General features: G+C 68.8%; 32 protein-coding genes. 16 read left to right on the forward strand and 16 right to left on the reverse strand.

The window, feature by feature from the left end:
• Positions 1-4 precede the first annotated feature (4 nt).
• From ACZ5BU_RS22435 to ACZ5BU_RS22445, 3 genes are all read left to right on the forward strand, one after another.
• Positions 5-1,600 carry an alpha-amylase family protein gene (locus ACZ5BU_RS22435; RefSeq protein WP_465701714.1) on the forward strand — a complete coding sequence of 532 codons (1,596 nt, stop codon included), beginning with the start codon at positions 5-7 and terminating at the stop codon, positions 1,598-1,600.
• 72 nt (positions 1,601-1,672) lie between these two features.
• Positions 1,673-2,398, forward strand: coding sequence for an endonuclease/exonuclease/phosphatase family protein (locus tag ACZ5BU_RS22440; RefSeq protein ID WP_465702672.1), 726 nt, complete (start codon positions 1,673-1,675; stop codon positions 2,396-2,398).
• A gap of 5 nt (positions 2,399-2,403) precedes the next feature.
• Positions 2,404-3,417, forward strand: coding sequence for a DNA topoisomerase IB (locus ACZ5BU_RS22445; protein ID WP_465701716.1), 1,014 nt, complete (start codon positions 2,404-2,406; stop codon positions 3,415-3,417).
• A gap of 32 nt (positions 3,418-3,449) precedes the next feature.
• Here ACZ5BU_RS22445 and ACZ5BU_RS22450 read toward each other — a convergent pair whose 3' ends face one another.
• The 3 genes from ACZ5BU_RS22450 to ACZ5BU_RS22460 all read right to left on the reverse strand — a co-directional run bounded on the left by ACZ5BU_RS22450 (position 3,450) and on the right by ACZ5BU_RS22460 (position 5,852).
• Positions 3,450-3,962, reverse strand: coding sequence for a GAF domain-containing protein (locus ACZ5BU_RS22450; protein WP_465701718.1), 513 nt, complete (start codon positions 3,960-3,962; stop codon positions 3,450-3,452).
• Positions 3,963-4,248: 286 nt separating this feature from the next.
• Entirely contained in the window at positions 4,249-5,472 is a 1,224-nt protein-coding gene (locus ACZ5BU_RS22455; RefSeq protein WP_465701719.1) for an NRAMP family divalent metal transporter, read from the reverse strand.
• Entirely contained in the window at positions 5,469-5,852 is a 384-nt protein-coding gene (locus tag ACZ5BU_RS22460) for a hypothetical protein (protein WP_465701721.1), read from the reverse strand. The genes ACZ5BU_RS22455 and ACZ5BU_RS22460 overlap by 4 nt, the downstream gene beginning before the upstream one ends.
• A 134-nt stretch (positions 5,853-5,986) precedes the next feature.
• On the opposite strand from ACZ5BU_RS22460, the gene ACZ5BU_RS22465 reads away from it, so the two are divergent.
• Both ACZ5BU_RS22465 and ACZ5BU_RS22470 read left to right on the forward strand, forming a co-directional pair.
• Positions 5,987-6,403 (forward strand): CBS domain-containing protein, encoded by a 417-nt coding sequence (locus tag ACZ5BU_RS22465; RefSeq protein WP_465701723.1) that lies wholly within the window; start codon positions 5,987-5,989, stop codon positions 6,401-6,403.
• A gap of 199 nt (positions 6,404-6,602) precedes the next feature.
• The gene (locus ACZ5BU_RS22470) at positions 6,603-6,980 is read left to right on the forward strand and encodes a hypothetical protein (protein WP_465701725.1); all 378 of its coding nucleotides are present in this window, start codon (positions 6,603-6,605) and stop codon (positions 6,978-6,980) included.
• Between the two features lie 140 nt (positions 6,981-7,120).
• Here ACZ5BU_RS22470 and ACZ5BU_RS22475 read toward each other — a convergent pair whose 3' ends face one another.
• Entirely contained in the window at positions 7,121-7,282 is a 162-nt protein-coding gene (locus tag ACZ5BU_RS22475; RefSeq protein ID WP_465701726.1) for a hypothetical protein, read from the reverse strand.
• A 455-nt stretch (positions 7,283-7,737) separates the two neighbouring features.
• Between ACZ5BU_RS22475 and ACZ5BU_RS22480 the strand changes: the two genes are divergently transcribed.
• From ACZ5BU_RS22480 to ACZ5BU_RS22510, 7 genes are read left to right on the forward strand one after another with little or no spacing between them, the layout of a single operon-like run.
• Complete coding sequence (locus ACZ5BU_RS22480) at positions 7,738-8,232, forward strand: Na+/H+ antiporter subunit E (protein ID WP_465701728.1); 495 nt, start codon at positions 7,738-7,740, stop codon at positions 8,230-8,232.
• Positions 8,225-8,485 (forward strand): MrpF/PhaF family protein, encoded by a 261-nt coding sequence (locus tag ACZ5BU_RS22485; RefSeq protein WP_465701729.1) that lies wholly within the window; start codon positions 8,225-8,227, stop codon positions 8,483-8,485. The genes ACZ5BU_RS22480 and ACZ5BU_RS22485 overlap by 8 nt, the downstream gene beginning before the upstream one ends.
• Positions 8,482-8,814 (forward strand): monovalent cation/H(+) antiporter subunit G, encoded by a 333-nt coding sequence (mnhG, locus tag ACZ5BU_RS22490; RefSeq protein WP_465701730.1) that lies wholly within the window; start codon positions 8,482-8,484, stop codon positions 8,812-8,814. Before ACZ5BU_RS22485 ends, mnhG begins: the two co-directional genes overlap by 4 nt.
• A complete protein-coding gene (locus ACZ5BU_RS22495) occupies positions 8,814-9,104 on the forward strand; it encodes a Na(+)/H(+) antiporter subunit B (protein ID WP_465701731.1) in 291 nt (96 codons plus the stop codon). Before mnhG ends, ACZ5BU_RS22495 begins: the two co-directional genes overlap by 1 nt.
• The gene (locus tag ACZ5BU_RS22500) at positions 9,101-10,051 is read left to right on the forward strand and encodes an MnhB domain-containing protein (protein WP_465701733.1); all 951 of its coding nucleotides are present in this window, start codon (positions 9,101-9,103) and stop codon (positions 10,049-10,051) included. The genes ACZ5BU_RS22495 and ACZ5BU_RS22500 overlap by 4 nt, the downstream gene beginning before the upstream one ends.
• Complete coding sequence (locus ACZ5BU_RS22505; RefSeq protein WP_465701734.1) at positions 10,048-10,416, forward strand: NADH-quinone oxidoreductase subunit K; 369 nt, start codon at positions 10,048-10,050, stop codon at positions 10,414-10,416. The genes ACZ5BU_RS22500 and ACZ5BU_RS22505 overlap by 4 nt, the downstream gene beginning before the upstream one ends.
• Positions 10,413-12,158 carry a complex I subunit 5 family protein gene (locus ACZ5BU_RS22510; protein ID WP_465701735.1) on the forward strand — a complete coding sequence of 582 codons (1,746 nt, stop codon included), beginning with the start codon at positions 10,413-10,415 and terminating at the stop codon, positions 12,156-12,158. The genes ACZ5BU_RS22505 and ACZ5BU_RS22510 overlap by 4 nt, the downstream gene beginning before the upstream one ends.
• A 3-nt stretch (positions 12,159-12,161) precedes the next feature.
• Here ACZ5BU_RS22510 and ACZ5BU_RS22515 read toward each other — a convergent pair whose 3' ends face one another.
• The 9 genes from ACZ5BU_RS22515 to ACZ5BU_RS22555 all read right to left on the reverse strand — a co-directional run bounded on the left by ACZ5BU_RS22515 (position 12,162) and on the right by ACZ5BU_RS22555 (position 18,528).
• On the reverse strand, positions 12,162-12,932 hold the full coding sequence (locus ACZ5BU_RS22515; RefSeq protein WP_465701737.1) for a GAF and ANTAR domain-containing protein: 771 nt from the start codon (positions 12,930-12,932) through the stop codon (positions 12,162-12,164).
• A gap of 93 nt (positions 12,933-13,025) precedes the next feature.
• Positions 13,026-13,715 (reverse strand): GAF and ANTAR domain-containing protein, encoded by a 690-nt coding sequence (locus ACZ5BU_RS22520; protein WP_465701738.1) that lies wholly within the window; start codon positions 13,713-13,715, stop codon positions 13,026-13,028.
• Positions 13,716-13,801: 86 nt separating this feature from the next.
• The gene (locus tag ACZ5BU_RS22525; RefSeq protein ID WP_465701739.1) at positions 13,802-14,581 is read right to left on the reverse strand and encodes a sigma-70 family RNA polymerase sigma factor; all 780 of its coding nucleotides are present in this window, start codon (positions 14,579-14,581) and stop codon (positions 13,802-13,804) included.
• Positions 14,582-14,679: 98 nt separating this feature from the next.
• Positions 14,680-15,168: a DUF6328 family protein gene (locus ACZ5BU_RS22530; RefSeq protein ID WP_465701741.1), complete on the reverse strand. Its 489-nt coding sequence runs from the start codon at positions 15,166-15,168 to the stop codon at positions 14,680-14,682.
• Positions 15,169-15,196: 28 nt separating this feature from the next.
• Positions 15,197-15,664, reverse strand: coding sequence for an SRPBCC domain-containing protein (locus tag ACZ5BU_RS22535; protein ID WP_465701742.1), 468 nt, complete (start codon positions 15,662-15,664; stop codon positions 15,197-15,199).
• Positions 15,665-15,707: 43 nt separating this feature from the next.
• Positions 15,708-16,487: a hypothetical protein gene (locus tag ACZ5BU_RS22540; protein WP_465701744.1), complete on the reverse strand. Its 780-nt coding sequence runs from the start codon at positions 16,485-16,487 to the stop codon at positions 15,708-15,710.
• A 37-nt stretch (positions 16,488-16,524) separates the two neighbouring features.
• Positions 16,525-16,986, reverse strand: coding sequence for a hypothetical protein (locus tag ACZ5BU_RS22545; RefSeq protein WP_465701746.1), 462 nt, complete (start codon positions 16,984-16,986; stop codon positions 16,525-16,527).
• Complete coding sequence (locus ACZ5BU_RS22550) at positions 16,983-17,783, reverse strand: ABC transporter permease (RefSeq protein WP_465701747.1); 801 nt, start codon at positions 17,781-17,783, stop codon at positions 16,983-16,985. Before ACZ5BU_RS22550 ends, ACZ5BU_RS22545 begins: the two co-directional genes overlap by 4 nt.
• Entirely contained in the window at positions 17,776-18,528 is a 753-nt protein-coding gene (locus ACZ5BU_RS22555) for an ABC transporter ATP-binding protein (RefSeq protein ID WP_465701749.1), read from the reverse strand. The genes ACZ5BU_RS22550 and ACZ5BU_RS22555 overlap by 8 nt, the downstream gene beginning before the upstream one ends.
• A 98-nt stretch (positions 18,529-18,626) precedes the next feature.
• Between ACZ5BU_RS22555 and ACZ5BU_RS22560 the strand changes: the two genes are divergently transcribed.
• Positions 18,627-19,310: a response regulator transcription factor gene (locus ACZ5BU_RS22560; protein ID WP_465701751.1), complete on the forward strand. Its 684-nt coding sequence runs from the start codon at positions 18,627-18,629 to the stop codon at positions 19,308-19,310.
• A gap of 9 nt (positions 19,311-19,319) precedes the next feature.
• Complete coding sequence (locus ACZ5BU_RS22565) at positions 19,320-20,603, forward strand: sensor histidine kinase (protein ID WP_465701753.1); 1,284 nt, start codon at positions 19,320-19,322, stop codon at positions 20,601-20,603.
• Between the two features lie 84 nt (positions 20,604-20,687).
• On the opposite strand, the gene ACZ5BU_RS22570 is transcribed toward ACZ5BU_RS22565, so the two are convergent.
• Positions 20,688-21,110, reverse strand: a complete 423-nt coding sequence (locus ACZ5BU_RS22570; protein ID WP_465701755.1) for a MarR family winged helix-turn-helix transcriptional regulator — start codon at positions 21,108-21,110, stop codon at positions 20,688-20,690.
• Positions 21,111-21,190: 80 nt separating this feature from the next.
• Between ACZ5BU_RS22570 and ACZ5BU_RS22575 the strand changes: the two genes are divergently transcribed.
• The gene (locus tag ACZ5BU_RS22575; protein WP_465701757.1) at positions 21,191-21,952 is read left to right on the forward strand and encodes an alpha/beta fold hydrolase; all 762 of its coding nucleotides are present in this window, start codon (positions 21,191-21,193) and stop codon (positions 21,950-21,952) included.
• A 24-nt stretch (positions 21,953-21,976) separates the two neighbouring features.
• Here the strand turns inward: ACZ5BU_RS22575 and ACZ5BU_RS22580 are convergent, their stop codons facing one another.
• Positions 21,977-23,248, reverse strand: a complete 1,272-nt coding sequence (locus ACZ5BU_RS22580; RefSeq protein ID WP_465701759.1) for an ABC transporter ATP-binding protein — start codon at positions 23,246-23,248, stop codon at positions 21,977-21,979.
• A gap of 78 nt (positions 23,249-23,326) precedes the next feature.
• Entirely contained in the window at positions 23,327-24,466 is a 1,140-nt protein-coding gene (locus ACZ5BU_RS22585) for an N-acetylglucosamine-6-phosphate deacetylase (RefSeq protein WP_465701761.1), read from the reverse strand.
• 54 nt (positions 24,467-24,520) lie between these two features.
• On the opposite strand from ACZ5BU_RS22585, the gene ACZ5BU_RS22590 reads away from it, so the two are divergent.
• Positions 24,521-24,919, forward strand: a complete 399-nt coding sequence (locus ACZ5BU_RS22590) for a PASTA domain-containing protein (RefSeq protein ID WP_465701763.1) — start codon at positions 24,521-24,523, stop codon at positions 24,917-24,919.
• Position 24,920 lies beyond the last annotated feature (1 nt).

The following is a 24,920-nucleotide window of genomic DNA, read 5'->3' on the forward strand; positions in this document are numbered from 1 at the left end:
GGCTATGCGACTCGACGGACGGGTGATCTACCAGTTGGATCCGGCAATGTTTTTCGACTCCGACGGCGACGGCGTCGGCGACCTCGAAGGCGTGGTCCGGAAGCTCGACCACATCCGGGCGGTCGGAGCCGACACGATCTGGCTCCAGCCGTTCTACGTCTCGCCGTACCTGGACGCCGGGTACGACGTGGTCGACCATCGCGACGTCTCCGCCCGGTTCGGCACGATGACGGACTTCGAGAACCTGGTCGAGCGGTGTCATCGGCTGGACCTGAAGGTGATCGTCGAACTCGTCGTCCAGCACACCTCCGTGCACCATCCGTGGTTCCGGGCGGCCCGTGACGACCCGGGGTCGCCGTACCGGGACTACTACGTCTGGGCCACCGAGCCACGCGACGATCCGGCGGTGGCCGGGCCGGTGTTCCCGGGGGTCGAGGACTCGATCTGGGCGTACGACGAGCATGCCGGAAGGTACTACCGGCACGCGTTCTACCGGCACCAGGCGGACCTGGACGTCGGCCACCCCGCGGTTCGCGAGGAGATCGCCGGGATCGTCCGGCACTGGCTGGACCGGGGCGTCGACGGCTTCCGGGTGGACGCCGTACCGTACATGGTCCGGCAGGCGGCGCTGACCGACGATCGGGACAACGGCTGCTGGTTCCTCACCGAACTGGCCGCGGTGGCGGGGGACGCGCCGCTGATGGGCGAGGTGGACGTACCGCCGGAACAGTACGACGAGTACTTCGGCAACGCCGACCGCCTGCACGCCGTACTGGACTTCTGGACCAACAACCTGCTCTTCCTGGCGCTCGCGCGGCGGCAGGCCGAACCGATGATCCGTGCCCTGCGCAAACAACCGGAACCGCCGGACGGCTGCACGTACGTGAACTGGCTGCGCAACCACGACGAACTCGATCTCGACCGGCTCGACCCGGCCGAGCGCGCCGAGGTGATGGCGGCGTTCGCACCGGCCGCGGAGATGCGGGTATTCGGGCGCGGCATCCGTCGCCGGCCGGCGCCGATGTTCGACGGCGACGTCCGCCGGATCGCGATGGCGCACGCGATCGTCCAGTCGTTGCCCGGGGCACCGGTGGTCCGGTACGGCGACGAGATCGGGATGGGCGACGACCTGTCGTTGCCGGACCGGATGTCGGTACGTACGCCGATGCAGTGGACGGCGGAGCAGAACGGCGGCTTCAGCAAGGCACCGCCCGGCGTGGTCGGCCCCGGACCGGTCGAGCACGGGCCGTTCGCGTTTTCCCAGGTGAACGTCGAGAGCCAGGAGCTCCGGTCGGACTCGTTGCTCAGCCGGGTGTCGCAGTTGGTCCGGATCCGGCGGGAGCTGGGGGAGTTGCCGTCGCACGGGTGCGAGCCGGTCTCGCTGGATCACCCCGCGGTGTTCGGCGTACTGCACCATCGCGCGGACGCCTCGGTGCTGATGCTGGCGAACCTCTCCGCGGACGAGGTCCGGCTGCGGCTTCCGTACGACGTACGTGCCGATCTGCTCGCCGACAGCGAGTACGACCCGGCCCACAAGGACTCCGTACAGCTTGCGAGCCACGGCTACCGCTGGCTGCGCGTACACGACAACACGAGGTGAATCAGCGTGTCCTCGGGTTGTCGCGGGTACCGGAAGGGCGATCCGAGGAAGGTGAGAACAGCAGTGAGGTTCATGACGTGGAACGTCTGGGGACGGTTCGGTGACCGGTGGTTGCGCCGGCAGCGCGCGATCGCCGAAACGGTGCGCGGGCAACGACCTGATTTCGTTGCCCTGCAGGAAACCTGGAGCAGCGACGGAGAGGCGCAGACGGGCCTGCTCGGGCTCGAACTCGGGATGACACCGGTCTTCGCGCCGTCCCGGATGCCGCCGGACCCGGACCCCGGCGTACAGCTGGGACTGGGCATCCTGAGCCGCTTTCCGTTGCGGGACGTCGAGCAGCACACGCTGTCGACCGGCACCGTCGCGCTCCGGGCGGAGATCCGGCTCGGGACGGAAAGTCTGCACTTCATCACCAGTTGCCTGGACTGGGAGAGGGACCACCAACAGCAGCGGTTCGAGCAGGCGACTTCGCTGGCCGCCCTGGTGTCCGACCTCGAGGCCGGTGGCGACGACGTGATCGTGGCCGGCGAGTTGAACACTCCACCCGACGCACCGGAACTCGAACCACTGCTCGCCGTTCTCGACGACTGCTGGCAACCACAGGTGTACGACGGTGTCACCTACAGCTCCCGCAATCCGTATCTCGGCAAGGGCGAATGGCTCGAGGACCACCGCATCGACTACATCCTGGCGAACCAGCTGAAGGTCACCGGGTCCCGTCTGGCCGGTCTCGACGAGGACCACGGCAGGCCGCCGTCCGACCACTATGCCGTCGTCGCCGACATACGGGTCGGCTGAGCCTCATGCGACTGCGCCGCAGCCATCCGGAGGCCGAGGGGTTCAGCCGTCGGCGCCGTGGCGCGGGGTTCAGCTATCTCGATGCCGAAGGCAACGTGATCGATGACACCGACGTGCTCGAACGGATCCGTACGCTGGCGATCCCGCCGGCCTGGGACGACGTGTGGATCTGTCCGTTTCCGAACGGCCACATCCAAGCGGTCGGCACCGACGAGGCCGGACGGAGGCAGTACCTGTACCACGACGACTGGCGGGTGGCACAGGACGCCGGCAAGCACGATCGGGTCCGTCAGCTGGCCCGGAAGCTGCCGGCGTTCCGGGAGGCGGTCGACGCGGACCTCGACCGGAAGGGCCTCGACCGGCGGCGGGTGCTGGCGGTCGCACTGCGGATGCTGGACTACGGCGTCTTCCGGACCGGCAATACGCGGTACGCCGAGGAGAACGGGAGCCGTGGCGCGGCGACGCTGTTGCGCCGCGACGTCCGGGTGAGCCGGGGCAAGCTGGTGTTCGACTTCCGGGCGAAGGGTGGGCAGCGCCGTACGGCCGAACTGGACGACGAGAAGCTGGTGGCGGCGGTGCGTTCGCTGAAGCGCGGGCGGCACGGGACTCCGCGGTTGCTGGTGTACCGCGATCGGGACGGGTACCACGAGATCGACGCGGGGATGATCAACGAGCGCTTCCAGGAGTTGGTCGGTGACGACTTCACGGTCAAGGACCTGCGGACCTGGACCGCGACGGTCCATGCCGCGGTGGATCTCGCCGAGGCGGATCCGCCGGCCACGAAGAAGGCGCTGAACGCGGCGGTGAAGGACATGCTCGAGGAGGTCTCGGAGCATCTCGGCAACACGCCGGCGGTGGCGCGTTCGTCGTACGTCGATCCGCGTGTCGTCGAGCAGTTCGAACACGGCCGCACCATCGCGAAGACCGTCCGGCGGGTCGGCGACGACCTTGACGACGAGGACACCCGGGCTGGCCTGGAACGATCGGTGAACAAGATCCTCGACCACGACGCTCGGTAGATCCACGGGGCCTTCATCGCTGCTGCCTGCGGTCAGTTCCGATGGTGTTCGAAGGTTCGCGCGAGTGGTACGGCGGCGTGGAGTGCGAGCAGGTGGGCGATGGCGACCGAGTCCGGGCCGAAGCGGTGCGGCTCCTCGGCGTACCAGGTAACGAATCCGAGGGTCCTGTCGGCGGTGGCCAGGCGCGAGCTGAGCACGCTGCGGACGCCGAGCTCGGTCACCGGGCCGTTCCAGGCAGGCCAGCGGGTGTCGTCCGCGGTGTCGTCGACGACGACCTCGGTGGGGCCGTCGGGGCGGGCGAGGCAGGACCAGCACGGCCCCTGCCGGACCGCGATCTGCAGGTGGTCGGCCGCCGCGGCCTCAGCGTCCGTCGCCGGGCCGCAGCGCAGTTTCGGGCGCCTGCCGCACAGGATCAGGCCGACATGGCGGCAGCCGACCGCCGGGGCGGCGAACTCCACGATCGCCTCGAGCAGCTCACCGGGTCTCTTCCGGTCCTGCAACCGTGCCGTCGTCTCCGCGAACTCGCGCGCCAGCTGACCGTGCATACCGATCGATCCTCCAAGGACGGAATCACGCCCGGCGGGTCCTCCGGGCCGGCACCGACACCGACACAGTTGCCAGTGGCAACGTCGTTGAAAGTTCAGGCGCCGAATCCCGCACTTCTTGAGGATCCGCCTCCATGAGACAACCGAACCCCCGCCGCGTCAAGCGCACTTTCGTTGTCAGCCGGCAACAGACCGTTTGCCGGAGACCGCTCCGGGCACCGGTCGGTGACACGGTGCGAGAGGAGTCCGTCATGCCCGCCGACGACCCGACCGCCCGGGCCGTCAGTCAGCCCTTGAGCGATCCCAGGTGGGTGACGAGCATCAGGATCGGGCCGGCGATCGCGACGGTGCAGACCACGGCGTACGAGAGCCAGGCCATCGGGCGGGCGAGGATTCCACTGGCGTGCTCGCCCATCACCTGGCGGTCCTGCGAGACCCGGACGATCGGATAGAAGGACAGCGGCATCGCGATTGCCGAGGCGATCACGGCGTACTCGGTCAGCTGGACCGGATGGACCCGGGTCTGGACGATCGCGAACCCGATCCCGGCCGCGGCCAGCATGGTCGCGAACCAGCGTGGCGCGCCGCGGATACCCTTCGTCTCGCCCCATGGCCAGCGCTGGTGCTGCGCGAGTGCGTACCCGCAGGAGAACGCACTGTCGATGGTCGCACCCGCGATCGCCGCGAACGCTCCGACCACGGCGGCGTAGAACCCGATCGGCCCGAGCTCGTGCATGGCCTGCTGCAGGACCGTACTCAGGCTGTCCGGAGTGATCCCGAGCGGCATCAGTTGCTGTGCCGCGACGATCGTCAGGCTGGCCGCGATCAGCCCGCCGAGCGGGAACCCCAGACCCGAGTTGGCCTTGTTCACGGACAGGTCCTTGGTCGTCCACTTCTCCTCGATCGCGCCGGAGGAGTAGAAGTAGATCTCGTACGGCATGATCGAGGCGGCCGTCATCCCGACGACGAAGTACCAGTACTGCGGTCCGCCGCCGCCGGGGATGAACCCGCGGCCGATCTCGTGCCACGCCGGTCCGTGGTGGAACAGGGCGACGAGGTACACGACCAGGCCGAGGCCGAGGTACCCGAAGACGCGCTCGATCGTGTTGAAGGACAGCAGCAGACTGGACGCCACGATGATCAGCAGGCCGACGAGCGTGAAGAAGCCTTCGTTCCAGCCCAGCACGTAGTGCAGGATCAACCCGAGTCCGCCGAGCTCGGCGGACAAGGTGATCAGGCAGACCGCCAGGCCGGCCACCAACGTTGTCGTGGACAACCATCGGGGATAGCGATCGCGGACGAGATCGAAGTTGGCCTTGCGCGCGACGATCGCGACCCGGCCGCTGAGCTCGGCCAGTACGACGCTGACGATGACTCCGATTACGACCGCCCACAGGGTGCGGTAGCCGAAGAGCGCACCGGCCTGGCTGTTGAACACCAGTTCGCCGATGTCGACGAACCCGCCGAGTGCGGCGATGATGCCGAGGGCAACGCTGAACAGCCGGCTCATGACGCCATCCGGTCGGCGTCGGCGGCCAGGCGCAACAGCGTCGCTCGTGCGTCCTGGGCGAGAGAGACGTCGTCGGGCCGGATCGCCATCGAGCCGAGGGCGGCGCCGATCTGGTCGGCGAGTTGCTGCAGCTCGTCGTACTTCGGGAGTCGCTGGTCGTACACGTTCTTCTCGATCTGGTCCGTGTCGTCCTGCAGCTCCTGGGCGTGTGCCCGGGCGAACGTCGCCCCGGCCCGGCCCGCGGCGATCTCTCCGGCCAGCGCGGCGCCGTCCATGGCGTCACTGTGCAGGCTCTGCGCGTTGATCTGCACGCGGTCGGCGGTCGACTCGCACCCGGTCACCACGAGCAGGCAACCGAGGCACACGGCAACGGCTTTCATGCCGGACCGGTTCCCTTGCAGGAAACAATTCAACCGCCGCGCGTACCCATGGTTTTCGCTGCCCAATGGTTTCCGCATGGCCCGGTTGGGCACCGCGCCCGGCGTACCGCCGAACTGCTGAGGAAGGTGATGACGTGACGACCGCGAGAGATCTGATGACACCGGGCGCGGAGTGCGTGGGCGAGCACGAGACCCTGGCCGTCGCGGCACGGAAGATGCGTGAGCTGGACGTCGGCGCGCTGCCGATCTGTGGCGAGGACAACCGGCTCAAGGGCATGCTGACCGACCGCGACATCGTGGTGAAGTGTGTCGCCGACGGCGGCGACCCGTCGAAGGCCATGGCCGGCGCCTTCGGCGAGGGCAAGCCGGTGACGATCGGCGCCGACGACTCCGTCGAGGAGGCGTTGCAGACGATGGAGAAGTACAAGGTACGGCGCCTGCCGGTGATCGACGGCGACAAGCTGGTCGGGATGCTCGCCCAGGCCGACGTCGTACGGGCCGCACCCGGCCGCGCGGGGCGTACCGTCAGCGACATCTCCGAGCCGTCCTAGCAGGCGGTTGGGCCGGTGCGAGGAAGGTGCCGGAGGCAACGGTCGGTACGCAGGAGGGGTGCCGGGGGTGTACGAGGCGTTGAACCGCGCGTCGACGGTCGAGGTGCGGCTGCGGGTAATGGGCCCGGCGAGCCGTTCGCGATAACGGCTCGCGGTGCCCGGGTCGTTTGGGGTTAGGTATCGCGGGCACCGGAAAGCCATGATGAGCAGAGCGTGGCGAATGGTTGCCGCGGCGGCTCTGCTGGTGTTCGTACTGGCGCCCGCTGCGGCCGGTTCGGCAACCGCACAGGCGGCGCCGTCGCCGTCTCCGACGCTGGGTTCGAACTCACCGGCGCCCAACCCGCCCGGCTCGGCAGACTCGAGCCCGCGGGACTACAAAGGCGCTGGGTGGATCGTGGCAGCCGTACTGGTCGTCGCGGTCATCGTCGGAGGCGGCACGCTGTACCTGTCCCGCAGCCGACGCATAGACCTGGAGACACTCAGCAGTGCGGAAGACGAGCGACGCGCCGCCATGGAGCGAGATGCGGCCGACGAGCACGGAGCCGGCGCCAGGCATGACGCGCCGGACGGCCGGTAGGCGCGCTCGTACGAGAAAGCGCGTTGGGCCAACCAGAACGGGATCGGTCGTCGATCCGTGACCAGTCGGCGGCCGATAACCCGGTCCCGGCCGGCGCCTACTCGTTGCGGTGGGCACCGGCTCCGGGGTCAGTCGTCGGATCAGTCGTTGCGGGGGAGCTGTTCGTCCGGGTCCTCGTCGGGTTCGGGTTCCGGGTCGGGGTCCGGTGAGATGTCCGGGTCGTCGGATGGGGTGGTCGGATCGACGCGATCCGGATCGGCGATCGGTGGTACGGGGCCTGGTGGATTCGGGATCGTGTTCATGTCAGCCTCCTCGCGAACGGAACTGTGAAGTGCCGGTTCCCCTGGCCCGTACCGCCATGCGTGGCTACTCGGCGGGCCGGGAGACGTGAGACCCAGTTCTCGTGCCAACCGCACTCAGCGTGTCCCGGCTCGACCGAGCTGTCAGCCTCGACCGCCCCTTGGCGGCCGGGTGCGCGGGGGATGTTGCCGCCAGGGAGAACTTCTGGCCAGTCGCCGGGCGTGCGGTGACGCCTCGAGGCGGACGGAAACGCCACGAGCGCGGTCGGCTGTGCCGGGAAGATCGTCCATTGACCTGTCCTTCGCGGACTGGACGTGCGGGCCCCGCGTTTTTGGAGGGCTGTTCCTTTCCATCTACTCCCGGAAACCGGTCCGCGTCAACCCGGCATCGTTGTCAGAGGCCAACGAATGCGCGGATTCGATCTCGGGTACCTCTCGAAGGGCGGAAGGGAGTCCTGATGGCGAGGCCTGCGACGACGGTCGGGACGCTGACGTTCTGGTGTTTCCTCGCCTGGTTAATGCTCACCGGTTCGTTGACTGTTGAATCTGTCGCAGTCGGCTTGGGGGTCAGCCTGGTGGTCGCCTGCTCGCTCGCGCCGCTCGGCCGAGCTGTTCCGCCGTGGCGGGTGCTGTCGAATCTTCGGCTGGCCGGTTTCGTTGCCTACAAGGTGCTCCGGGCGAATATCTCGCTGGCGCGGCGGATCTGGACGCCGGCGTTGCCCTTGGCGACGGGAATGGTCATCGTTCCGACCCGGTTCGGCGACGAGGGCCGCGTCGCGGCGGTAGGGATTGTCAGCTCGCTGATTGTCGACAATCAGATCATCGACCTGGACCTGGTACGGCGCGAACTGGTGTACCACTGCGTCGCCGTACCCGCGGAGGACCGGCGGTACGACGAGATCAACGGCCCGCTCGAACGCCGGATGCATGCCGAGGCAGGCCACGATGACTGAGATCTTAGGATTGTCGGCAATCCTCGAGCTCGCCGTGGCCGGGTTGCTCGTGGTCCGGCTCGCACTCGGGCCGTCGGTCACCGATCGGGTGGTCGCGCTCAACGCCGTCTCCACCCAGGCGACGCTCTCGTTGCTGTTCTTCGCGGCGTTCGCCGACCGCACGATCTACCTCGACGTCGCCCTGTGGATGGCGTCGTTCAGTTACCTCGGTGCGCTCGTCTGGGCGCGATTCCTGGAGCGTGGTCTGCTGTGAGGGCGGCAATCGTGGTCGTACTGTCGTTGGTCGGCCTGTTCTTCTCGCTCTCCGGAGCGGTCGGCGTCCTGCGGATGCCCGACGTCTACTCGCGCATTCAGTGCACCTCGAAGGTCATCACGATGGGTGCGGTACCAGCCTTGCTTGCGGTTGCCGTTGGCAAGGGGTTGTGGTCGCAGTACGGCGTACATGCTCTGCTGGTGTCGTTCCTGGTGCTGATCCTCAACCCGGCCGCGTCGCATGCGCTCGGCAGGGCGGCGTACAAGACAGGTATTCGGCAGTGGTCGGGCGCGGTGGCCGACGAGCCGCGGACTCGCGGGAGGTCGTGATGTTCTGGGTGCTCGACTACCTGTGTCTTGCCGTGGTCCTGACCGGCGCGGTGCTCGTGGTACGACTGCGCAACCTGGCCGGCGCCGCGATGGCGTTGTCGCTGGTCGGGACGGTGCTCGGTCTGCTGTTCGTCGTACTGGGCGCGCCGGACGACGCGCACGCGCAGATCGTGGTCGGTGCGATCGCACTGCCGACGCTGTACCTGATCGCGATCGGCAAGACGCGGACCGATGTCGAAGACCGCACCGAACTCGGCGAACCGGCCGACGATCCGGACGACCGGCCATGAGAAGGGTTGTCGCCGGGTGGGTCCTCGCTGTCGCGACGGCGGTCGTACTCGGGCTGGCCGTCGTAGGCCTCCCGCGTGAAGGCGCCGGTCTGCCGGACATCGCGCGGCAGGCGATGACGGTCGCATTGCCCCAGTGGCGTACGACGGAGCCGGTCAGTGAGGTCGTCTACGGGACAAGGGCTTTCGACACGTTCGGCGAGACGTTCCTGCTGCTCGCGGCGGTGGTCAGTGTGCTGCTGCTGGCGCGGCATCGCGAACGGCGACGGGAGTACTTCGGCGAGGAGGAGGCCGGGCTGGAGGAACAGCAGTACGAGAACCCGGGCGACGAGCCCATCGGCCCGGCCGAACGTGCCGCCCGCGCGGCCGACGCCCGCGAAGAAGGAGTCGGAGGACGGGAAGGCCCGGGGCCGCGGACGCCGGATGCGGAGGCGGTCGGTGCGCGAGCCGCGGAGCCGGCGCAGGCGATGACGGTCGTCGTCCGGGTCGCGGTCAGGTGGGTGTTGCCGCTGCTGGCCGTCGCGGGCTGCTATCTGGTGCTGGAGGGCTACTCGCCAGGCGGCGGCTTTCCCGCGGGTGTCGTGTTCGTCGGGCTGGTGCTGCTGGTCTACGCGGGATTCGGTTACCGGCGGATCGCCAGGCTGGTCCGGCCCGGTCCGCTGGAGGTGCTCGAGCTGATCGGCGCGCTGCTGGTGATCGTGGTACTGGCCCTCGGGCTCGTACTGGAAGGCTCGTTCGGCGCGAACTGGTTGCCGCTGGCACCGGAACGGACGCTCCGCAGCGGCGGCACCATGCAGGCGTTCTCGCTGGCGGAGCTGATCGAGGTCGGCACCGGCCTGACCATCGTGATCTTCTCGCTCCTCGCGGTCCGCCACGACTGGACCCCCGCGAACCCCGACGACGACACCGACGACGACCCGGACGACGAGACCGAGGAGGTGAAGCGGTGATCGTCGCCAACTACCTCGCCGCCGCGGTGATGTTCGCCCTCGGGGTGGCGACGATCCTGTCCCGGCGGAACCTGATCAAGATCGTCATGGGCCTGTCGCTGATCGAGTCCTCGAGCTACCTGTTGCTACTGTCGACCGCGTACCGCCGGGGCTCCACCGCGCCGGTGCTGCTGAGTCCACCAGCAGGCCGGTCGGAGCAAGATCTTGCCCACGGCAACGTCGCGGACCCGGTATTGCAGAACATCTGCCTGACCGCGATCGTGATCGGCGTCGCGGTCACCGCAGTACTGCTGGTCACCGTCGTACGCATCGCTCAGCACTACCGGACCCTGGACGCCGACCGGGTCCGCGACCTGCGCGGGTGACGGTGAACCCCGCGCTCCTCCCACTGCCAGTGGTCCTGCCGATCGCGGGCGCGGTCCTCGCCCCGCTCCTCAGCCGGGTCTCGTCCCGTGCCCCGTTGATCGTCTCACTGCTTGCCATCGCCGGCGCGTCGGGTGTCCTGCTGTCGTTCGCCCCGGACGTGTACGGCGGACGTCTGCAAGGTCATGCGCTGGGACACGTCGGCCCGGTCGACGGGCGGCAGCTCGGCATCACCGTGACCGCCGAGCCGTTCGGCCTCACCTATGCGTTGCTGACCGCAACGATCGGGACGTTGCTCCTGCTGTACAGCCTGTCGGAACTCGGCGGACTCGGTGCGCACGAGGCCGGCTGGTACGCGTGCCTCGCGCAACTGTTGCTCGCAGCAATGATCGGTACGGCGCTCACCGCCGACCTGCTGAACCTGTTCGTCTGGTTCGAGGTGGCGGCGCTGGCGAGCTACGGTCTCACCGGGTTCTTCCTCGAGCGACCTTGGGCGCTGGAGGCTACCTTCAAGATGATGGTGCTGACCAACCTGGCCGGCTTCTTCGTCTTCGTCGCCACCGCCCTGCTCTACTCCGGGCACGGCGCGCTGAACCTCGGGCAGCTGCAGCACGCACTGGCCGGGAACGCGAGTACGGCGGACCTGGTGGCGCTTGCCCTGCTGCTCGCCGGATTCGGGACAAAGGCCGGGCTGATGCCGTTCCACGGTTGGCTGGCCGACGCGCATTCCGCGGCGCCCGGCCCGGTGTCGGCGATGTTCTCCGGGCTGATGGTCAACCTCGGCGTGGTCGCGATCGCCCGCGTCGCACTGGACCTGTACGCCGTACACCGGACCGCTTTGCCGGGCATCCTGCTGGTCCTGGGCCCGATCTCGGCGATCGCCGGTGCCGCACTCGCGCTGGGCCAGGACGACCTGAAGCGGCTGCTGGCCTACGACACCGTGTCCCAGATGGGGGTCCTGCTGACGGCCGTCGGCGCCGGCTCGCTCACGGCGGTCACCGGCTTCGTGTACCACCTGATCGATCACGCGCTGTTCAAGACCCTGCTGTTCCTGTGCGCGGGCGCGATCGTGCACGCCACCGGGATGACCAGACTGTCGCAGATGGGCGGCCTGGCCAGGCACCGGCCGCTGGCGACGGCGGCGTTCCTGCTCGGTACGGCGTCGATCGCGGGCGTGCCGCCGCTGAACGGGTACGCGTCGCTGGGGCTCATCCACGACGCGCTCCGCTCCGAGCACCCGGCTGCGTTCGTCGCCGTGCTGGTCGCGCAGGTGCTCACCGTGGCCGCGCTCGGCCGGGCGACGTACCTGGCGTTCTTCCGGCGGCGGGACGACGACTACGACCCGCTGGAGCGGAGGCGTCCGGGCGCGCTGATCGCGTTCGGCGTACTGGCGGCCGGTTGCGTGGCGTTCGGCGTACTCCCGGGCTTCGTCGTCGACCACGTCGCCGCGCCGGCGGCCGCCGTACTGCTCGACCAGCACGCGTACGCCGCCGCGGCGCTCGCCGGCGAGGCCAGGATCCACGCGACCACACCGGCGTTCGAGTACTTCGCGCCGGACGAACTCCTGATCGCCGCCGGCTGCATCGTGGCGGGCGTCCTGCTGTGCATCTGGTACGTACGCCACCCCGAGCCGCGCGTCGTCACGATCCTCCGGCGTCTGCACACCGGCTCGGTGAACGACTACGCCGCGTACTCGATCCTCGGTCTGATCGCCTCCACCGCAGTACTACTGACCGTACGCTGATCCTCAGCTCGAGGGCAGGCGACGGCTGTCGATCAGCTGCTGGGCGACCTCGCGGAGCTTGGTGTTGGTGTCCTGGGAGTAGCGGCGCAGCACCTGGAAAGCCTGGTCGCTGTCCAGGTTGTAGCGCTCCATCAGGATGCCCATCGCCTGTCCGACCAGCTTCCGGGCGTCGACCGCGACCTTCAGGTGTTCCTCGCGCCGCGCAGTCGCGACCGCGACGGCGGCGTGCCGGGCCAGGATGTAGGCGACGGCGATCTCGTCCGGCCCGAAGGCGTCCGGCCGCTTGCTGTACAGGCCCAGGACCCCGACCGGTCCGGCCGACGTCCACAGCGGTACGTCGAGCACGCTGCGTACTCCGAGCTCGAGGACCTTCTTGGCCCAGTCCAGCCAGCGCGCGTCCTGCACGAGGTCGGGGATCAGGACCGTCGCGCGCTCCTCCATGCAGAGCACGAGCGGGCCGTCGCCGCCGGCGGTCTGGAACTCGTAGATCTCGGCGACCACCGGATCGGTGACCGCCGGAATCTCCAGACGGCCGCCGCTGGACCGCAGAGCGACACCGGCAAACGAACAGTTGAGTGCCTGGAGCGCGAAGTCGACGACCGCTTGGATGGTCTCCTCCACACCGTCCGCTTCGTGCATCTCCAGCGCGAGCCGGGAGAAGCGGTCTGCCGCTGACTGCCCGGAGTCCGCCTCGGCTGTCCGCCCAGCTGAAGCCGCTGCTGAAGCCCCGGCCGGATCTTCCGAGCCGCTGTCTCGCCGATCGATGTCCGTCACCTGTTCATCATGCATCGCGCCGGGCCGCGAGCCCAGGCAACCGCGCGCCGAGGTCGGCTGTGGTGAAGCACGAAGGGCCCGATTCGTACTGCGTCATGGGCTTTCCCGGAAGTCGAGGCGACGGTTGACGATCTGCTCGGCGATCTCGTCGATGGTCGCATCGTGCGCGAAGGCGTGCGCCCGCATCAGCGCCAAGGCGTCCTCCGGCGAAACCGGTAACTGCACCGCGACCATCCCCGTCGCCTGATGGACCACGGAGCGGGCCGCCCAGGGGCCGCCGGAGTCCCCGACCGAGGTGCCGTGCAGTACGGCGACCCCGACCGCGTCGGCGAGGAACTGGACGACATCGGCCGGCTCGCGCAGACGGTTCTTCGTGTAGACGCTGAAGACCCCGAACGGATGGCCGGCCGGTCGCATCGGGAAGCAGTGGATGGTGATGGCGCCGACCGCCTCCAGGGCGGACCGGGCGAACGCGGGCCACCGCCGCCCGGCGGCGCCCCGCAGGTCGGTGACCACCGGCTCGTTGCACCGGTACGCGTCCCGGCACGGGCCTTCGCCGAGGACGTCGTGCAGATTCTCCAGCTCGGCTGCCACGCTGTCGGTCGCGGCGAGCGTCATCCGGTTGCCGATGTCGTCGCTGTTGATGCTGATCGAGCTGCCGCGGCCGCCGGCCAGCCGACGGCTTGCCTCGCACAGGCGGACGGCGAGCCGCTGCTGCGGATCGGCGGCCGCGACGAGCCTGGCGAGCCGACCCAGCACCGCCGCTCGATCCACGACCCTCATCTCCCGATACCGATAAGGGGCTGTCCTTCCGCCCTGTGAAGTTTCGACTGTGCCGCTGTGCGCTCCTTCCGGTCGCTCTGCCGCGTTCAGGCCGAGAGTGCGAGCTGGAGGTTGATGATGATGATCCGGAGCCGCCGCGACACCTGCATCTGGCTGACGCCGATCTCGGCGCCGATCTCCGCCTGGGTGCAGTGGTCGACGAACCGCCTGCGCAGGATCAGCTGATCCCGCTCCGGAAGGTTGCGGACGACCGGCTGCAGGGAGTGCACCTGGTCGACGAGTTCGTACGTGTTGCCCGGTTGGGCGACCTCACGTGCCGGTGCCGGCCCGCCACCCTCCGTGGATCGCTCGGCGTCCAGGGAGCTCGGCTGGAAACAGCCGCGGGCCTGTTCCGCCTCGATGATCTCGGCGACGTCGACACCGATCGCCTCTGCGAGCTCCGTGTGGTCGGGCCAGTGGCCGAGAGCGATCGCGAGCTTCCCCTGGACCGCGCTCACCTGGGACTGGATCTCCTGCAGCCGGCGCGGGAGTTTGATCGCCCAGGCGTTGTCGCGAAAGTGGTGCCGGATGCCGCCGCGGATCGTTGGTACGGCGTACGACCGGAAGTCCGAGCCGGGTGTCGGCCGATAGTTGCGGGCGGCCCGGATCAGGTGCTCGATCGCGATCTGTTCGAGGTCGTCGTCGTCGACACCGCGACCGCGGTACCGATGGGCGAGCGTGCGGGCGAGCGGCATACCGCTGACGATCGCCTCGTCGAGGAGCTGTTCGCGGCGTGGGCCGCGACTGTCGTGTGCCGCCCGGAGCAGGTGCTCGGTTCGGGCGGACTCTTCGGCGTAGGGCGCCGGGACTGGACTACTCGTTGCCATTGCGGGTTGTCCTGCCTGTGTCCGTCCCGGCCGAGCGCGGCACACGTTTGGACCGCAACCGGGACCACCCCCGGGTACCCCGCTGTTCCACAACCGAATCATCGGCGTCTGCGCCGCACGTACGCCGGGATCGCCAGCCAGAACGCCAGGAACCACAGCAGCACGCCGCCGACCATCGCCACGGCGGCGCCGCGGGGGAGTACGACGTCCAGCGCGATCAGCAGGCCGCCGCACATCGACGCGACGAGGAACGCCATGCCGCCGCGGGCCAGCCGGTCGGCGATGATGACCAGACGGTCCCGCAGACCCTGCTGGTAGAGGACGCGGTGGAACGCCACCGGCGCCAGGAACAAGACGACCGCGAGCGCCGCGGCCGTCAGCGTGCACGCGTAGATGACGTGCGTGAACCCGTCTGTCGTGTGGAACTGGTTCTGGAACGCGATTCCGAGCAGGAAGGCGAACAGGATCTGCGTACCGGTCTGCACCAGCCGCAACTCCTGCAACAGTTCGTTCCAGTGCCGATCGAGCCGCTCACCGGACGTCTCGCCGTCGCGCTCGTACCCGAGCGACTCCTTGAGCGAGTTCATGGCCCTCCGGTACCCGGTCTGTCGTACATCAGGCGCCTCCTGCCGACGTCGGGAGGTGGCGGACCGCGCGCATCGGGGCGTTGCCCGCGGCCGCCTGTACGAGGCGCTCGAGGGCGTTCGTCCAGAGCAGGTCGTAGTGATGGAGCCGGCCGGCCGGGATGCCGCCGTGGGTCAGGATCAGGTGGGCTCCGCGCCGGGCCGGGACCACGTCCACGAGCACGGTGCTCGCCCGGTGGGCGGGATCGTTGAAATCGGCCCGGAAGTAGTGCGGTGGTTCGCACGTCACCACCAGGCCGGTTTCCTCGGTCTCCGACCCGGTCCTGATCGCGAACGCGCCGTACTGCGTGTCACTCAGCACCGTTGGTCCGAACCAACTGCTGAGGAGTTCCGGCCTGGTGACGAGATTCCACAGGCGATCCGCGGCACATACCAGCGTTCTGACATACCTGAGCTGCGGCGCCCGACTTGTCTTCTCTGCATATGGTGTATGCGCCATGCCCGCCCAGTGCCCAGGTTTGGCCCTGGGTAGTCGGCAGTCCTCAGTTGAAGATCTCGACCAGGCGGAGCGCCTCGCGAGGCCCGCGGAGGCTGAGTTCGGCGACTTCGCCGACTCCGCGAACGTAGTACTTGGTGTCCAGCACACCCGGTTCGAGAGCGGTGGTTTCCAGGGTACGAAGGGCTCGGTGGAAGGTTCCGAACGGTACTGTCACCCGGGCCGAGCGGTCGACTGCCTCGAACACGTCTTCGGCCTGACCGGGGTACCACTCCTGCCGGAAGAATCGGCCGAGTTGCGGGTGGACCTGCATGAAGACGCCCGGTTGCGCACCGCCGACGCCGGCGTGGAAGGAGCCTTCGCGGCTGACGACGTGTCCGTGGGCGTCGAGTTCAGCCGTGTCCTCACCGAAGTACCAGACGTTGCCGCATTCGTCCTGGGCGTAGTAGTCGCTGGTCCGCTCGGACAACACGTTGCTGAGGTACAGGCGATCCTCAACGACCCTGGTCCGGACACCGTCCACCAGTTTCGTTCGAGGGCTGACCTTGACGATGTCGAGGGCTGGTTCGCCGTCCTTGGTTCCCGTGTAGACCATCGTCCTTCCGACCGGCAGCGGGAACCACCGATTCGTCACTGACGCGGTGAAGTCGTCCGGGTCGATCCGTGGGTGGTACGACGCGCCGGGGCCGAACACCGGAAGCCTGCACTTCGAGAAGTGGTTCGACGAGGACACCGCCGACGTACCGCTCGCGAGCGCGTCCGCCGGCATGGCTGGACACAGGATCAGCAGTGCCGACACAACAGCAGCTGAACGTCGAATGCGCATGATGGCCTCCTGGTGCGATGAAAGTGGCCCCTCGTCGCTATCGCCGATGGCGCAGCCGGCCGGCGAGCGTGGCGGCGCCGAGTAGCGCGGGGATGATGAGGACGACAGGTACGGCGCCGCCGGTGTCGAGCGTGGAGCGTGGCGTGACTGTCACGTGCACCGGCCGGCTCACGATCAGCGGGCCGGTGGTGGGGATCAGGACCACGTAGATCGTGAAGTGTCCTGCGTTGACAGCCTGGAACTCCCAGGACAGCTGCGCATCAGCCGCCGCGACCGGCTGCGTCACTGCGCTGGTCCAGTCCTCGAGATCCACGTACGTGCCGTCGAGACTTGCGACGTTGAGATGAGCGATCGCCGGCGGGGATCCGGTCACTGTGGACTCGAGGGTCAAGGTGTCGCCGATCGAGGCGTTCAGCTGATCGTGGTCCAGGGTGATCGTCGGATCGGCGGTGGGCACGGCCGCGAGCAGCGCCAGGCAAGCCGTGGCCAACAGCATCATCGGGAACCTCCCGCGGTGAGCTCGAGCAGACGTGGCGCGGCCGCGATCGCGACCAGGGCAGCCGCGACGACGACCGCTGGAGCTGCCAGATAGCTGACGTCATGCGTCCAGTCGCGCCCGCTGACAACGATCTGAGAGATGTAGTGCAGGGCGGAGCCGACCGGGTTGACGCGCACGAGGACGTCGCCGATGCTCGTCCGCGGCAGGACCGGGAGCTGGGTCGGGGCGAAGAGCGCGAGCAGGAGCAGCAGGCTGACCGCCAGGCTCGTCTTGTGCGAGTTCGACACCGAGCTGATCAGCACACCCAGCCCGGCCAGTCCGACCGCAACCGTCGTACCGACGACCGCTGCGAGCAGCGCCGCGGGCCGGGCGACCGTGACGCCCCGGCCGAGCACCCAGAGGTAGGGAAAAGAGACCAGCAGGCAGGCCAGCCACATCGTCGTTGCCGCGAACAACTTGCCGCCCGCGATCGCTCGACGGGAGACAGGGGTGAGGAGGAGCGTCTCGAAGGTGCCGCGCTCCCGTTCGCCACTGACGGCATCGGCGCTGATCACCAGCGTGAGCAGTACTCCGACCGCGAGCGCGACCTGCAACGTCAGATTGACGGCCTCCCGTTGTTCGAGGAAGTTCATCGCCCGGTTGCTCGCCGCGAGATAGGTGATCGCGCTGAGCAGCACACTGTAACCGAACAGAAGTACCGGTCCGCGGCCGCCGATCCACAGGTTGCGGCACTCTTGCTCCGCAACGACTGTCCAACGCCCGCCGCGCACCGCACCGGCCGGCCGGTCGTCAGCCATGACCGATCACCTCAGGTCGTGCCGTTTCGCCGGTCAGTTGCAGGAACGCCTCCGCAAGTCCGGTGCAGCCGGTCGACTCGACCACCTCCGCGATCGTCCCTGCGGCGCGCAACTGCCCGCGGTCGAGTACGAGAATCCGATCGCAGAGCTGCTCGACCTCGGTCAGCGTGTGCGTCGACACGATGACTGTCGCGCCACGCCGGTGCGCGATCCGGTCGACGGCGGCGAGGATCTGCCGCTGGCCGGCCGGGTCGAGACCCAGGGTGGGCTCGTCCAGGAACACCACGGCCGGATCGTTGATCAGCGCCCGCGCGATCCCCAGACGTTGCCGCATGCCCCGGCTGTACCTGGAGATCCGCGTATTCGCCCGCTCGGCCAGTCCCACCTCGCCAAGCAGTCGGTCGGCGGCCGCGCGCGCCGCCGGCCGGGACTGCCCGAACAGCCTGGCGGCATACGTCAGGTACTCCCGGCCGGTCTGCCGATCGGGGTAGCCGGCGCTTTCGGGCAGCACGCCGATCCGGCGCCTGATCGCGGCCGGATCATCGCCGGGTACGCCGGCCACGGTGAACCGGCCGCCGCTCGGACGCAGGATCGTGGTCAGCAGCCGGATCGCGGTCGTCTTCCCGGCACCGTTCGGCCCGAGCAGCCCGATCACCTCGCCGGCCTCCGCGGTGAAGCCGAGACTGTCGAGCGCGGCGTGGTCGCCGTACCGTTTACTCAGGCTTTCGGCCTGCACGGTGATCATGGGGCGAGGCTAGGCCCCGACCGCTGAACCCTGACTGAACGAGATTTTCAGCCCAGGTTCAGCTGGACCGGGGCAGGATTGCCGGCGAGGAGGTTCGGATGCGCGCGCTGGTGGTCGAGGACGAGCCACGACTCGCGAGTGGCTTGCGGAACGGTCTGGAAGCGGAGGGGTACGCCGTCGACGTCGCGCTCAACGGCACCGGTGGACTCTGGCTCGCCCGCGAGCATCGGTACGACGTGGTCGTGCTCGACGTGATGCTGCCCGGAATCGACGGATTCACGATCTGTTCCACGCTGCGGAGCGAGCTCAACTGGACGCCGATCCTGATGCTGACGGCTCGTGACGCCGACGCCGACCAGGTACACGCTCTCGATTCGGGTGCAGACGACTACCTGACGAAGCCGTTCTCGTACGCCGTTCTGATCGCCAGGCTGCGGGCGTTGCTGCGGCGCGGGGCTCACGAACGGCCGGCCGTACTCGAGGCCGGGGAGCTCCGGCTGGACCCGGCCGGCCGGCGTGCCTGGCGGGGGCCGGCGCTACTCCAGTTGACCGCGCGGGAGATGTCGCTGCTGGAGTTCCTGCTCCGCCGCCGGGACGAGGTGGTGTCGAAGCGCACGATTCTCGAACACGTGTGGGACGACGACTTCGATGGTGATCCCAACATCGTCGAGGTCTACGTACGGCGGCTGCGGACCAAGCTCGGTCAGGACACGATCGTCACGCTACGCGGCGCGGGCTACCGGCTCGCGCACTCGGCCGATGGTGCCGACGGGGCGGTGTAGGAGGCGAGGATGCGGCTTCGGGTGACCTTCGGTGCCGTCGTGATCGTCGGTGTCGCGTTGGTGGCTGGTTCGGTCGTTCTGCTGGCGCTGCTCGGGTCGGTGCTCACCGGTCAGGTGTGCAGCCAGGTCAAGGACCGGGCTGCGATCCTGGCCGCGGCGCCCCAGGTCCCGGTTGCCGAGGCCGGCGAGTTGGTCCAGGTTCTCGACCCGTCCGGGGACGCTGGGTCGACGTCGGGCATCGCGGATCCGGGTACGGGATGTTTGAAGGCGGAGCCGCCCGGCTACGGCGAGGATCTCGTCTTTGCGGCCGCGTCCGGCGCCGGCCACCGGGTGGTGGTCGGCCATCCGCTGGTCGACGTACTCGATTCCACGCGCTTCCTGCAGCGGGGGCTGCTGGTCGGCCTCGCCGGCCTTCTCCTCGTGGTCGGTGGTGTCACCTGGGTGGTCACCGGCCGGGTGCTGGCGCCGGTCACTGCCCTCCGTCGCGAGATGGACGGGATCTCTCCGGCCGAGTTGCATCGCCGGGTACCGGCCGATCGGCACGACGAGATCGGTCTGCTGGCGCGGACGATGAATCGGATGCTCGAGCGGCTGCAACGGTCGCACGACAAGCAGCAGAGATTCGTTTCCGACGCCTCGCACGAGCTGCGATCGCCGATCGCCGCGATCCGGCAGCACGCGGAAGTCGCCCTGGCCCATCCGGACCGCACCACGGTGCCGGAACTGGCCGCGGTCGTTCTGACCGAGGATCTTCGGATGCAGGACCTGGTCGAGGATCTGCTCGTCCTTGCCCGCGCCGACGAGGAGGGGAGTACGGGCGGCCCGGCCACGTCGGTCGATCTGGACGATCTGGTCTTCAGCGAGGCCGATCGCTTGCGCCGGGCAACGAACCTGACGGTGGACGTCACCGCGGTGTCTGCCGGACAGGTACTGGGCGAAACCGGGGCACTCGCTCGCCTGATCCACAACCTCGCCGACAACGCAGGCCGTTACGCGCGCCGGCGGGTGACGTTCGAGCTCTCCGAAGGCGCGCGATCGGTGATCCTGCGGGTCTCCGACGACGGCCCGGGGGTTCCGGTCGCGGATCGCTCACGGGTGTTCGACCGGTTCGTCCGGCTGAATCCCGCCCGGTCCCGGGATGCCGGCGGAACCGGCCTCGGCCTGTCGATCGCCACCCAGATCGTCCGTCGCCACGGGGGCGAGGTCCGGATCGAGACGTCTCCGTCCGGCGGCGCCACCTTCGAGGTCACCCTGCCGAGCGCGGCCGGCCAGGTTCAGCGGATTCACGAGTAACCGTGTCCGGGGCGAGCGGCTGCCCCGCGGCCCGGTCGTGACCGCTTCGGTCCTGATAGTTCTTCGGTCCTGATGATTCGCTGACTACGCCGTGGGGTCCGGACCCAGGGCGAGGTCGAGGAGGTCGCCCAGTTGCTGGAGTTGCGCGGCGGACAAGTGGTGGAACGACGTCTTGAAGACGGCGTTCACGGCCTCCTGACCGTCGGCGCGGAGCTGCTCGCCCTTGGGGGTCAGGCGGTGTTTGACGGCGCGGCCCGGGCCGGGGACGCGTTCGATCAGGCCGCGGTCGGCCATCCGGGTCGCGAGGGAGCCGAACGACTGGTCTGTCTGGAAGGTCAGCACGGCGAGGTCGTGCAGGGACGCGTCCGGGCGCCGGTCCAGGTGTCGCAGGGTGTCCCACTGCACGAGCGAGAGGCCGAGCGGTGCGAGCGCCTGGCTCAAGGCGCGGTGGTGACGGTACTGCAGGCGCTTGACGGCCAGGGCGACGTCGGCGGGCTGATGCTTCATGCCGGTCACTATATCAGGTTGTTTATATCAGGATACTGATCTAAGGTTCCTGATATAAACAACCTTGTGAGGGAGTAACGATGAGTACGCCGATTCCCGCCGGATCGTTCCGGCCCCTGACCACCGCCGCCGGCATCACCGGTCAGGACCGCGACCGGACCCGGCCGTTCCTGCTGCTGCACGGTGGCGGCGGCGTGCTGACGATGGCCGGCTTCGCCGACCTGCTCGCCTCGCGCACGCACTCGAGGGTTCTGCTTCCTACGCACCCCGGCTTCGGCGGTACGCCGCGGAACGAGTCGGTGACGGATGTGCGGGAGCTGGCAGCGGCGTACGTCGGGATGCTCGACGAACTGGACCTCGCCGACGTGACCGTGATCGGCAACTCCTTCGGCGGCTGGCTCGCCGCGGAGATCGCGCTCCAGCACAGCCCGCGGGTCGGCGCCGCGGTGATCGTCGACGGGATCGGCATCGAGGTCGACGAGCATCCGCTGACCGATGTGAGCGGATTGTCGATTGTTGACATTCAGAAGCTGTCCTGGCACGACCCGTCGAAGGCGCCGGTGCCCGTGAGTGCGGGCGGCACCGGTCCGAGTCCCGACGTACAAGCGCTGATCGGCTACACCGGTCCGACGATGTCCGACCCGACCTTGCGCAAGCGCCTCGCCGGTATCGAGATCCCGGTGCACGTCGTCTGGGGCGAGAGCGACCGGATCGCCGGACCCGAGTACGGCAAGGTCTACGCCGACGCGATCCCGCGGGCGACGTACACGCTGCTGCCAGGGACCGGCCACCTACCGCAGCTCGAGACACCCGAGGAGCTGCTCGACGCCTTGAGGTTGTGAGGTACGTCGGCTGTCTGCATTCCGTCAGCGGATGATGCGGTCCACGCGGTGGCCTGTGTGGTCGAAGATGTGGATGCGGGTGGTGTCGAGGGCGAGGTGGATCCGGGTGCCGCGTTGCAGTTCGGTGTCCACCGGGAGTTCGACGACGAGGTCGGCGCGGCGGTGCGTCGGGCCGTGCGGCTCGACCGGGGGAGCGGGCGGAGCGCCCACGCCGATCCGGTTGCGGAGGCGGGCGAGGAGCGACTGCGGCGGGCCGGCCGCCGGAGCAGCGTGGGTGGGACGCAGGCGGCCGATCCGGTCCGGGTCGACGACGTCGATACCGCACTGGACGAACGCGATCGACTGCTGGCCGTGGAACTCGAACGCGCGGATCGTCCCGGTCAGCTGGTTCGGCGCGTCCTCGGTGGTGATCAGCCGGAACGCGTTCGAGCGGGCGCCGACGATCACCGGCGCGCCGTGGTGGTGCCGCAGGATCAGCGAGCGCCGGTCGGTCGGGTCCAGGCCGATCGACTGGTTGCCGAGCTCGAGCCGGACGCGGTGGTGGGCGGTCACGTTGACGGTCGCGGCCAGCAGGTTGATCCGCGGCGTTCCGAGGAACCCGGCCACGAACGCGGTCGCCGGGTCGTTGTAGACCTGCGTCGGCGTACCGACGTCCTCGATCCGGCCGTCGCGCATCACCGCGATCCGGTCCGCGAGCGTGAGCGCCTCGACCTGGTCGTGGGTCACGTACAGCGTGGTGACGTTGAGGTCGCGGGTCATCGCGCCGATCTCCTGCCGGAGCTCGGTACGCATGGTCGCGTCGAGGTTCGACAGCGGCTCGTCGAGCAGGAACACCTGCGGTCGCCGGACCAGCGCCCGCCCGATCGCCACCCGCTGGCGCTGACCGCCCGACAGCGTGCGCGGCATCCGGTCGAGGACGGAGTCGATGCTGAGGATCTGCGCGAGTCCTGCTGCGGTGGTGCCCGCCTCGGCGTCGCCCTTCCCGGCGATCTGCAGCGGGAACATGATGTTCTCCTGCACGGTCCGGTTCGGATACAGGGCGCCGGTCTGGAACACCATCGCGACGCCTCGTTCGCGGGGGGCCAGCTGGGTCCCGTTGGTGCGTCCGAACCAGACCTCGCCGGCGGTCACCCGCTCCAGCCCCGCGATCATCCGCAACAGCGTGGTCTTCCCGCACCCCGACGGCCCGAGCAACACCATGAACTCACCGTCGGCGATCTCCAGCGACAGCTCGTCGACGGCCAGGTGTTCGCCATCGAACACCTTGGACACACCATCAAGCCGGATCGCCGTCATGTACGCCTTATACGGGAACTATTGGTTCACCGGCAAGCACGGCTGCATGTACGTGCAACTGCCTGAACGCTTGACTTTTCAGGGGTTGCGGACGGCTCGTCCGTTGACGACGACTGTCGTCAGGTCACCGAGGCCGCCGTCCGCGGTCCGGGTGAACTGCAGGAGATCGGCCCGGGTGCCGGGCTCGAGTCGGCCGCGGTCGTGGAGGCCGAGCAGGTTGGCGGGGGTCGTCGTGGCCATCGTGACGGCGACGTCCAGCGGGAGACAGTTGGTGGACCAGCGAAGGCAGTCGAGGAGCGATGCACCGCTGCCGGTGAGGTACGGCGTACCGGTCAGGCGGAGGCTGCCGTCAGGCGTGACGGTGACCGCGCCGCCGACCGCGGTCTGGTAGTCGCCGGGCGCACAGCCCGCGAGGGCCGCGGCGTCGCTGGTGAGGACACAGCGTTCGGCGCCCTTCGCGCGGACCAGGGCGGTGAACGTGTCGGCGGGCAGATGGTGGCCGTCGGCAATCAATCCGGCGGTCAGCCGGTCCTCGGCGAGCTGCGCCCAGATCGGGTTCCGGTGCCGGTCGAGCTGTGTGGGCAGCCCGTTGCCGAGATGCGTCGAGAACCGTCCGCCGGCGGCCGCGAACGCGTGCACGTCGTCGGCCGTCGCCATCGAGTGGCCGATCGACGGCAGTACGCCGTTCGCCGCGAGGTGCCGGGTGAACTCGATCGAGCCCGTCCGTTCAGGCGCGATCGTCATGATCGCGATCGCGCCGTCCGCGGCGGTCTGCCAGCGGTCGAACTCGTCCGCGTCCGGGTCCCGGATCGCCGCCGGGTCGTGCGCACCACGAGCACCTTCCACGGACGAGATGTACGGGCCTTCGAGATGCAGACCCGGTACGCCGTACGCGACGACCGGATCGTTCGCACGCGCGGCGGCGGCCGTCTTGACGAGCGTGGTCGTGGTCGCGTCGTCCGCAGAGATGATCGTTGGGAAGACCGTTGTCACGCCCTGCGCCCAGAGCGCGCGGACGAGCGCGGGCAGTTCGTTGGCCGACGGGTCGTTGACATCCATTCCGCCGTACCCGTTGAGCTGGAGATCGACCAGCCCGGGAATCAGCAGCAGGTCCGGCGCGGACGGGTGGTCGGCGACCTCCTCGATGCCGGCGGGGGAGTACCGCACCCGCACGCCGCGTCCGGCCGCCGTACGACCTTCCAGGATCTCGCTCGTCACAGCGCGCCTCCACAGCGTCTGGTTGCACACGGAGTAATGGGGTATTCATAGTGAGTGACTAGGGCGCTGATCATCGTTGGGCTCGCGCTGTTCACGCTGACGGCGTGTGGAAGCTCGGGCACGGCTGGAAGCCGGCCCACCGTGACCGCGACTGCAACGACGACGGTGACCACCACCGTCACGCAGACGGTGGCTCCTCCACCGAACACCGCGGCGCGGCCTTCCGTCCAGCAGGGTGTCGTACCGAATGTGGTCGGGTTGAACCACCAACTCGCCCAGGACACCATGCAGGCCGCCGGCTTCTACTTTCTGACCGAAGAGGACGCCACCGGCCAGGGCCGGTTGCTGATCAACGACCGCAATTGGGTCGTGGTGTCGCAACAGCCGGCCGGCGGCACGAAGGCGTCGCCGGACACCAAGATCGTCCTCCGCTCCAAGAAGATCGGTGAGTAGT

This window comes from Kribbella sp. NPDC031520, assembly GCF_055580825.1.

Bases quoted from the DNA above. Each gene is read 5' to 3' on its own strand.
- ACZ5BU_RS22435 (WP_465701714.1), top strand. From the start codon at position 5: ATGCGACTCGACGGACGGGTGATCTACCAGTTGGATCCGGCAATGTTT.
- ACZ5BU_RS22440 (WP_465702672.1), top strand. From the start codon at position 1,673: ATGACGTGGAACGTCTGGGGACGGTTCGGTGACCGGTGGTTGCGCCGG.
- ACZ5BU_RS22445 (WP_465701716.1), top strand. From the start codon at position 2,404: ATGCGACTGCGCCGCAGCCATCCGGAGGCCGAGGGGTTCAGCCGTCGG.
- ACZ5BU_RS22450 (WP_465701718.1), bottom strand. From the start codon at position 3,962: ATGCACGGTCAGCTGGCGCGCGAGTTCGCGGAGACGACGGCACGGTTG.
- ACZ5BU_RS22455 (WP_465701719.1), bottom strand. From the start codon at position 5,472: ATGAGCCGGCTGTTCAGCGTTGCCCTCGGCATCATCGCCGCACTCGGC.
- ACZ5BU_RS22460 (WP_465701721.1), bottom strand. From the start codon at position 5,852: ATGAAAGCCGTTGCCGTGTGCCTCGGTTGCCTGCTCGTGGTGACCGGG.
- ACZ5BU_RS22470 (WP_465701725.1), top strand. From the start codon at position 6,603: ATGATGAGCAGAGCGTGGCGAATGGTTGCCGCGGCGGCTCTGCTGGTG.
- ACZ5BU_RS22475 (WP_465701726.1), bottom strand. From the start codon at position 7,282: ATGAACACGATCCCGAATCCACCAGGCCCCGTACCACCGATCGCCGAT.
- ACZ5BU_RS22480 (WP_465701728.1), top strand. From the start codon at position 7,738: ATGGCGAGGCCTGCGACGACGGTCGGGACGCTGACGTTCTGGTGTTTC.
- ACZ5BU_RS22485 (WP_465701729.1), top strand. From the start codon at position 8,225: ATGACTGAGATCTTAGGATTGTCGGCAATCCTCGAGCTCGCCGTGGCC.
- ACZ5BU_RS22495 (WP_465701731.1), top strand. From the start codon at position 8,814: ATGTTCTGGGTGCTCGACTACCTGTGTCTTGCCGTGGTCCTGACCGGC.
- ACZ5BU_RS22500 (WP_465701733.1), top strand. From the start codon at position 9,101: ATGAGAAGGGTTGTCGCCGGGTGGGTCCTCGCTGTCGCGACGGCGGTC.
- ACZ5BU_RS22520 (WP_465701738.1), bottom strand. From the start codon at position 13,715: ATGAGGGTCGTGGATCGAGCGGCGGTGCTGGGTCGGCTCGCCAGGCTC.
- ACZ5BU_RS22525 (WP_465701739.1), bottom strand. From the start codon at position 14,581: ATGGCAACGAGTAGTCCAGTCCCGGCGCCCTACGCCGAAGAGTCCGCC.
- ACZ5BU_RS22530 (WP_465701741.1), bottom strand. From the start codon at position 15,168: ATGAACTCGCTCAAGGAGTCGCTCGGGTACGAGCGCGACGGCGAGACG.
- ACZ5BU_RS22535 (WP_465701742.1), bottom strand. From the start codon at position 15,664: ATGGCGCATACACCATATGCAGAGAAGACAAGTCGGGCGCCGCAGCTC.
- ACZ5BU_RS22540 (WP_465701744.1), bottom strand. From the start codon at position 16,487: ATGCGCATTCGACGTTCAGCTGCTGTTGTGTCGGCACTGCTGATCCTG.
- ACZ5BU_RS22545 (WP_465701746.1), bottom strand. From the start codon at position 16,986: ATGATGCTGTTGGCCACGGCTTGCCTGGCGCTGCTCGCGGCCGTGCCC.
- ACZ5BU_RS22550 (WP_465701747.1), bottom strand. From the start codon at position 17,783: ATGGCTGACGACCGGCCGGCCGGTGCGGTGCGCGGCGGGCGTTGGACA.
- ACZ5BU_RS22555 (WP_465701749.1), bottom strand. From the start codon at position 18,528: ATGATCACCGTGCAGGCCGAAAGCCTGAGTAAACGGTACGGCGACCAC.
- ACZ5BU_RS22560 (WP_465701751.1), top strand. From the start codon at position 18,627: ATGCGCGCGCTGGTGGTCGAGGACGAGCCACGACTCGCGAGTGGCTTG.
- ACZ5BU_RS22565 (WP_465701753.1), top strand. From the start codon at position 19,320: ATGCGGCTTCGGGTGACCTTCGGTGCCGTCGTGATCGTCGGTGTCGCG.
- ACZ5BU_RS22570 (WP_465701755.1), bottom strand. From the start codon at position 21,110: ATGAAGCATCAGCCCGCCGACGTCGCCCTGGCCGTCAAGCGCCTGCAG.
- ACZ5BU_RS22575 (WP_465701757.1), top strand. From the start codon at position 21,191: ATGAGTACGCCGATTCCCGCCGGATCGTTCCGGCCCCTGACCACCGCC.
- ACZ5BU_RS22580 (WP_465701759.1), bottom strand. From the start codon at position 23,248: ATGACGGCGATCCGGCTTGATGGTGTGTCCAAGGTGTTCGATGGCGAA.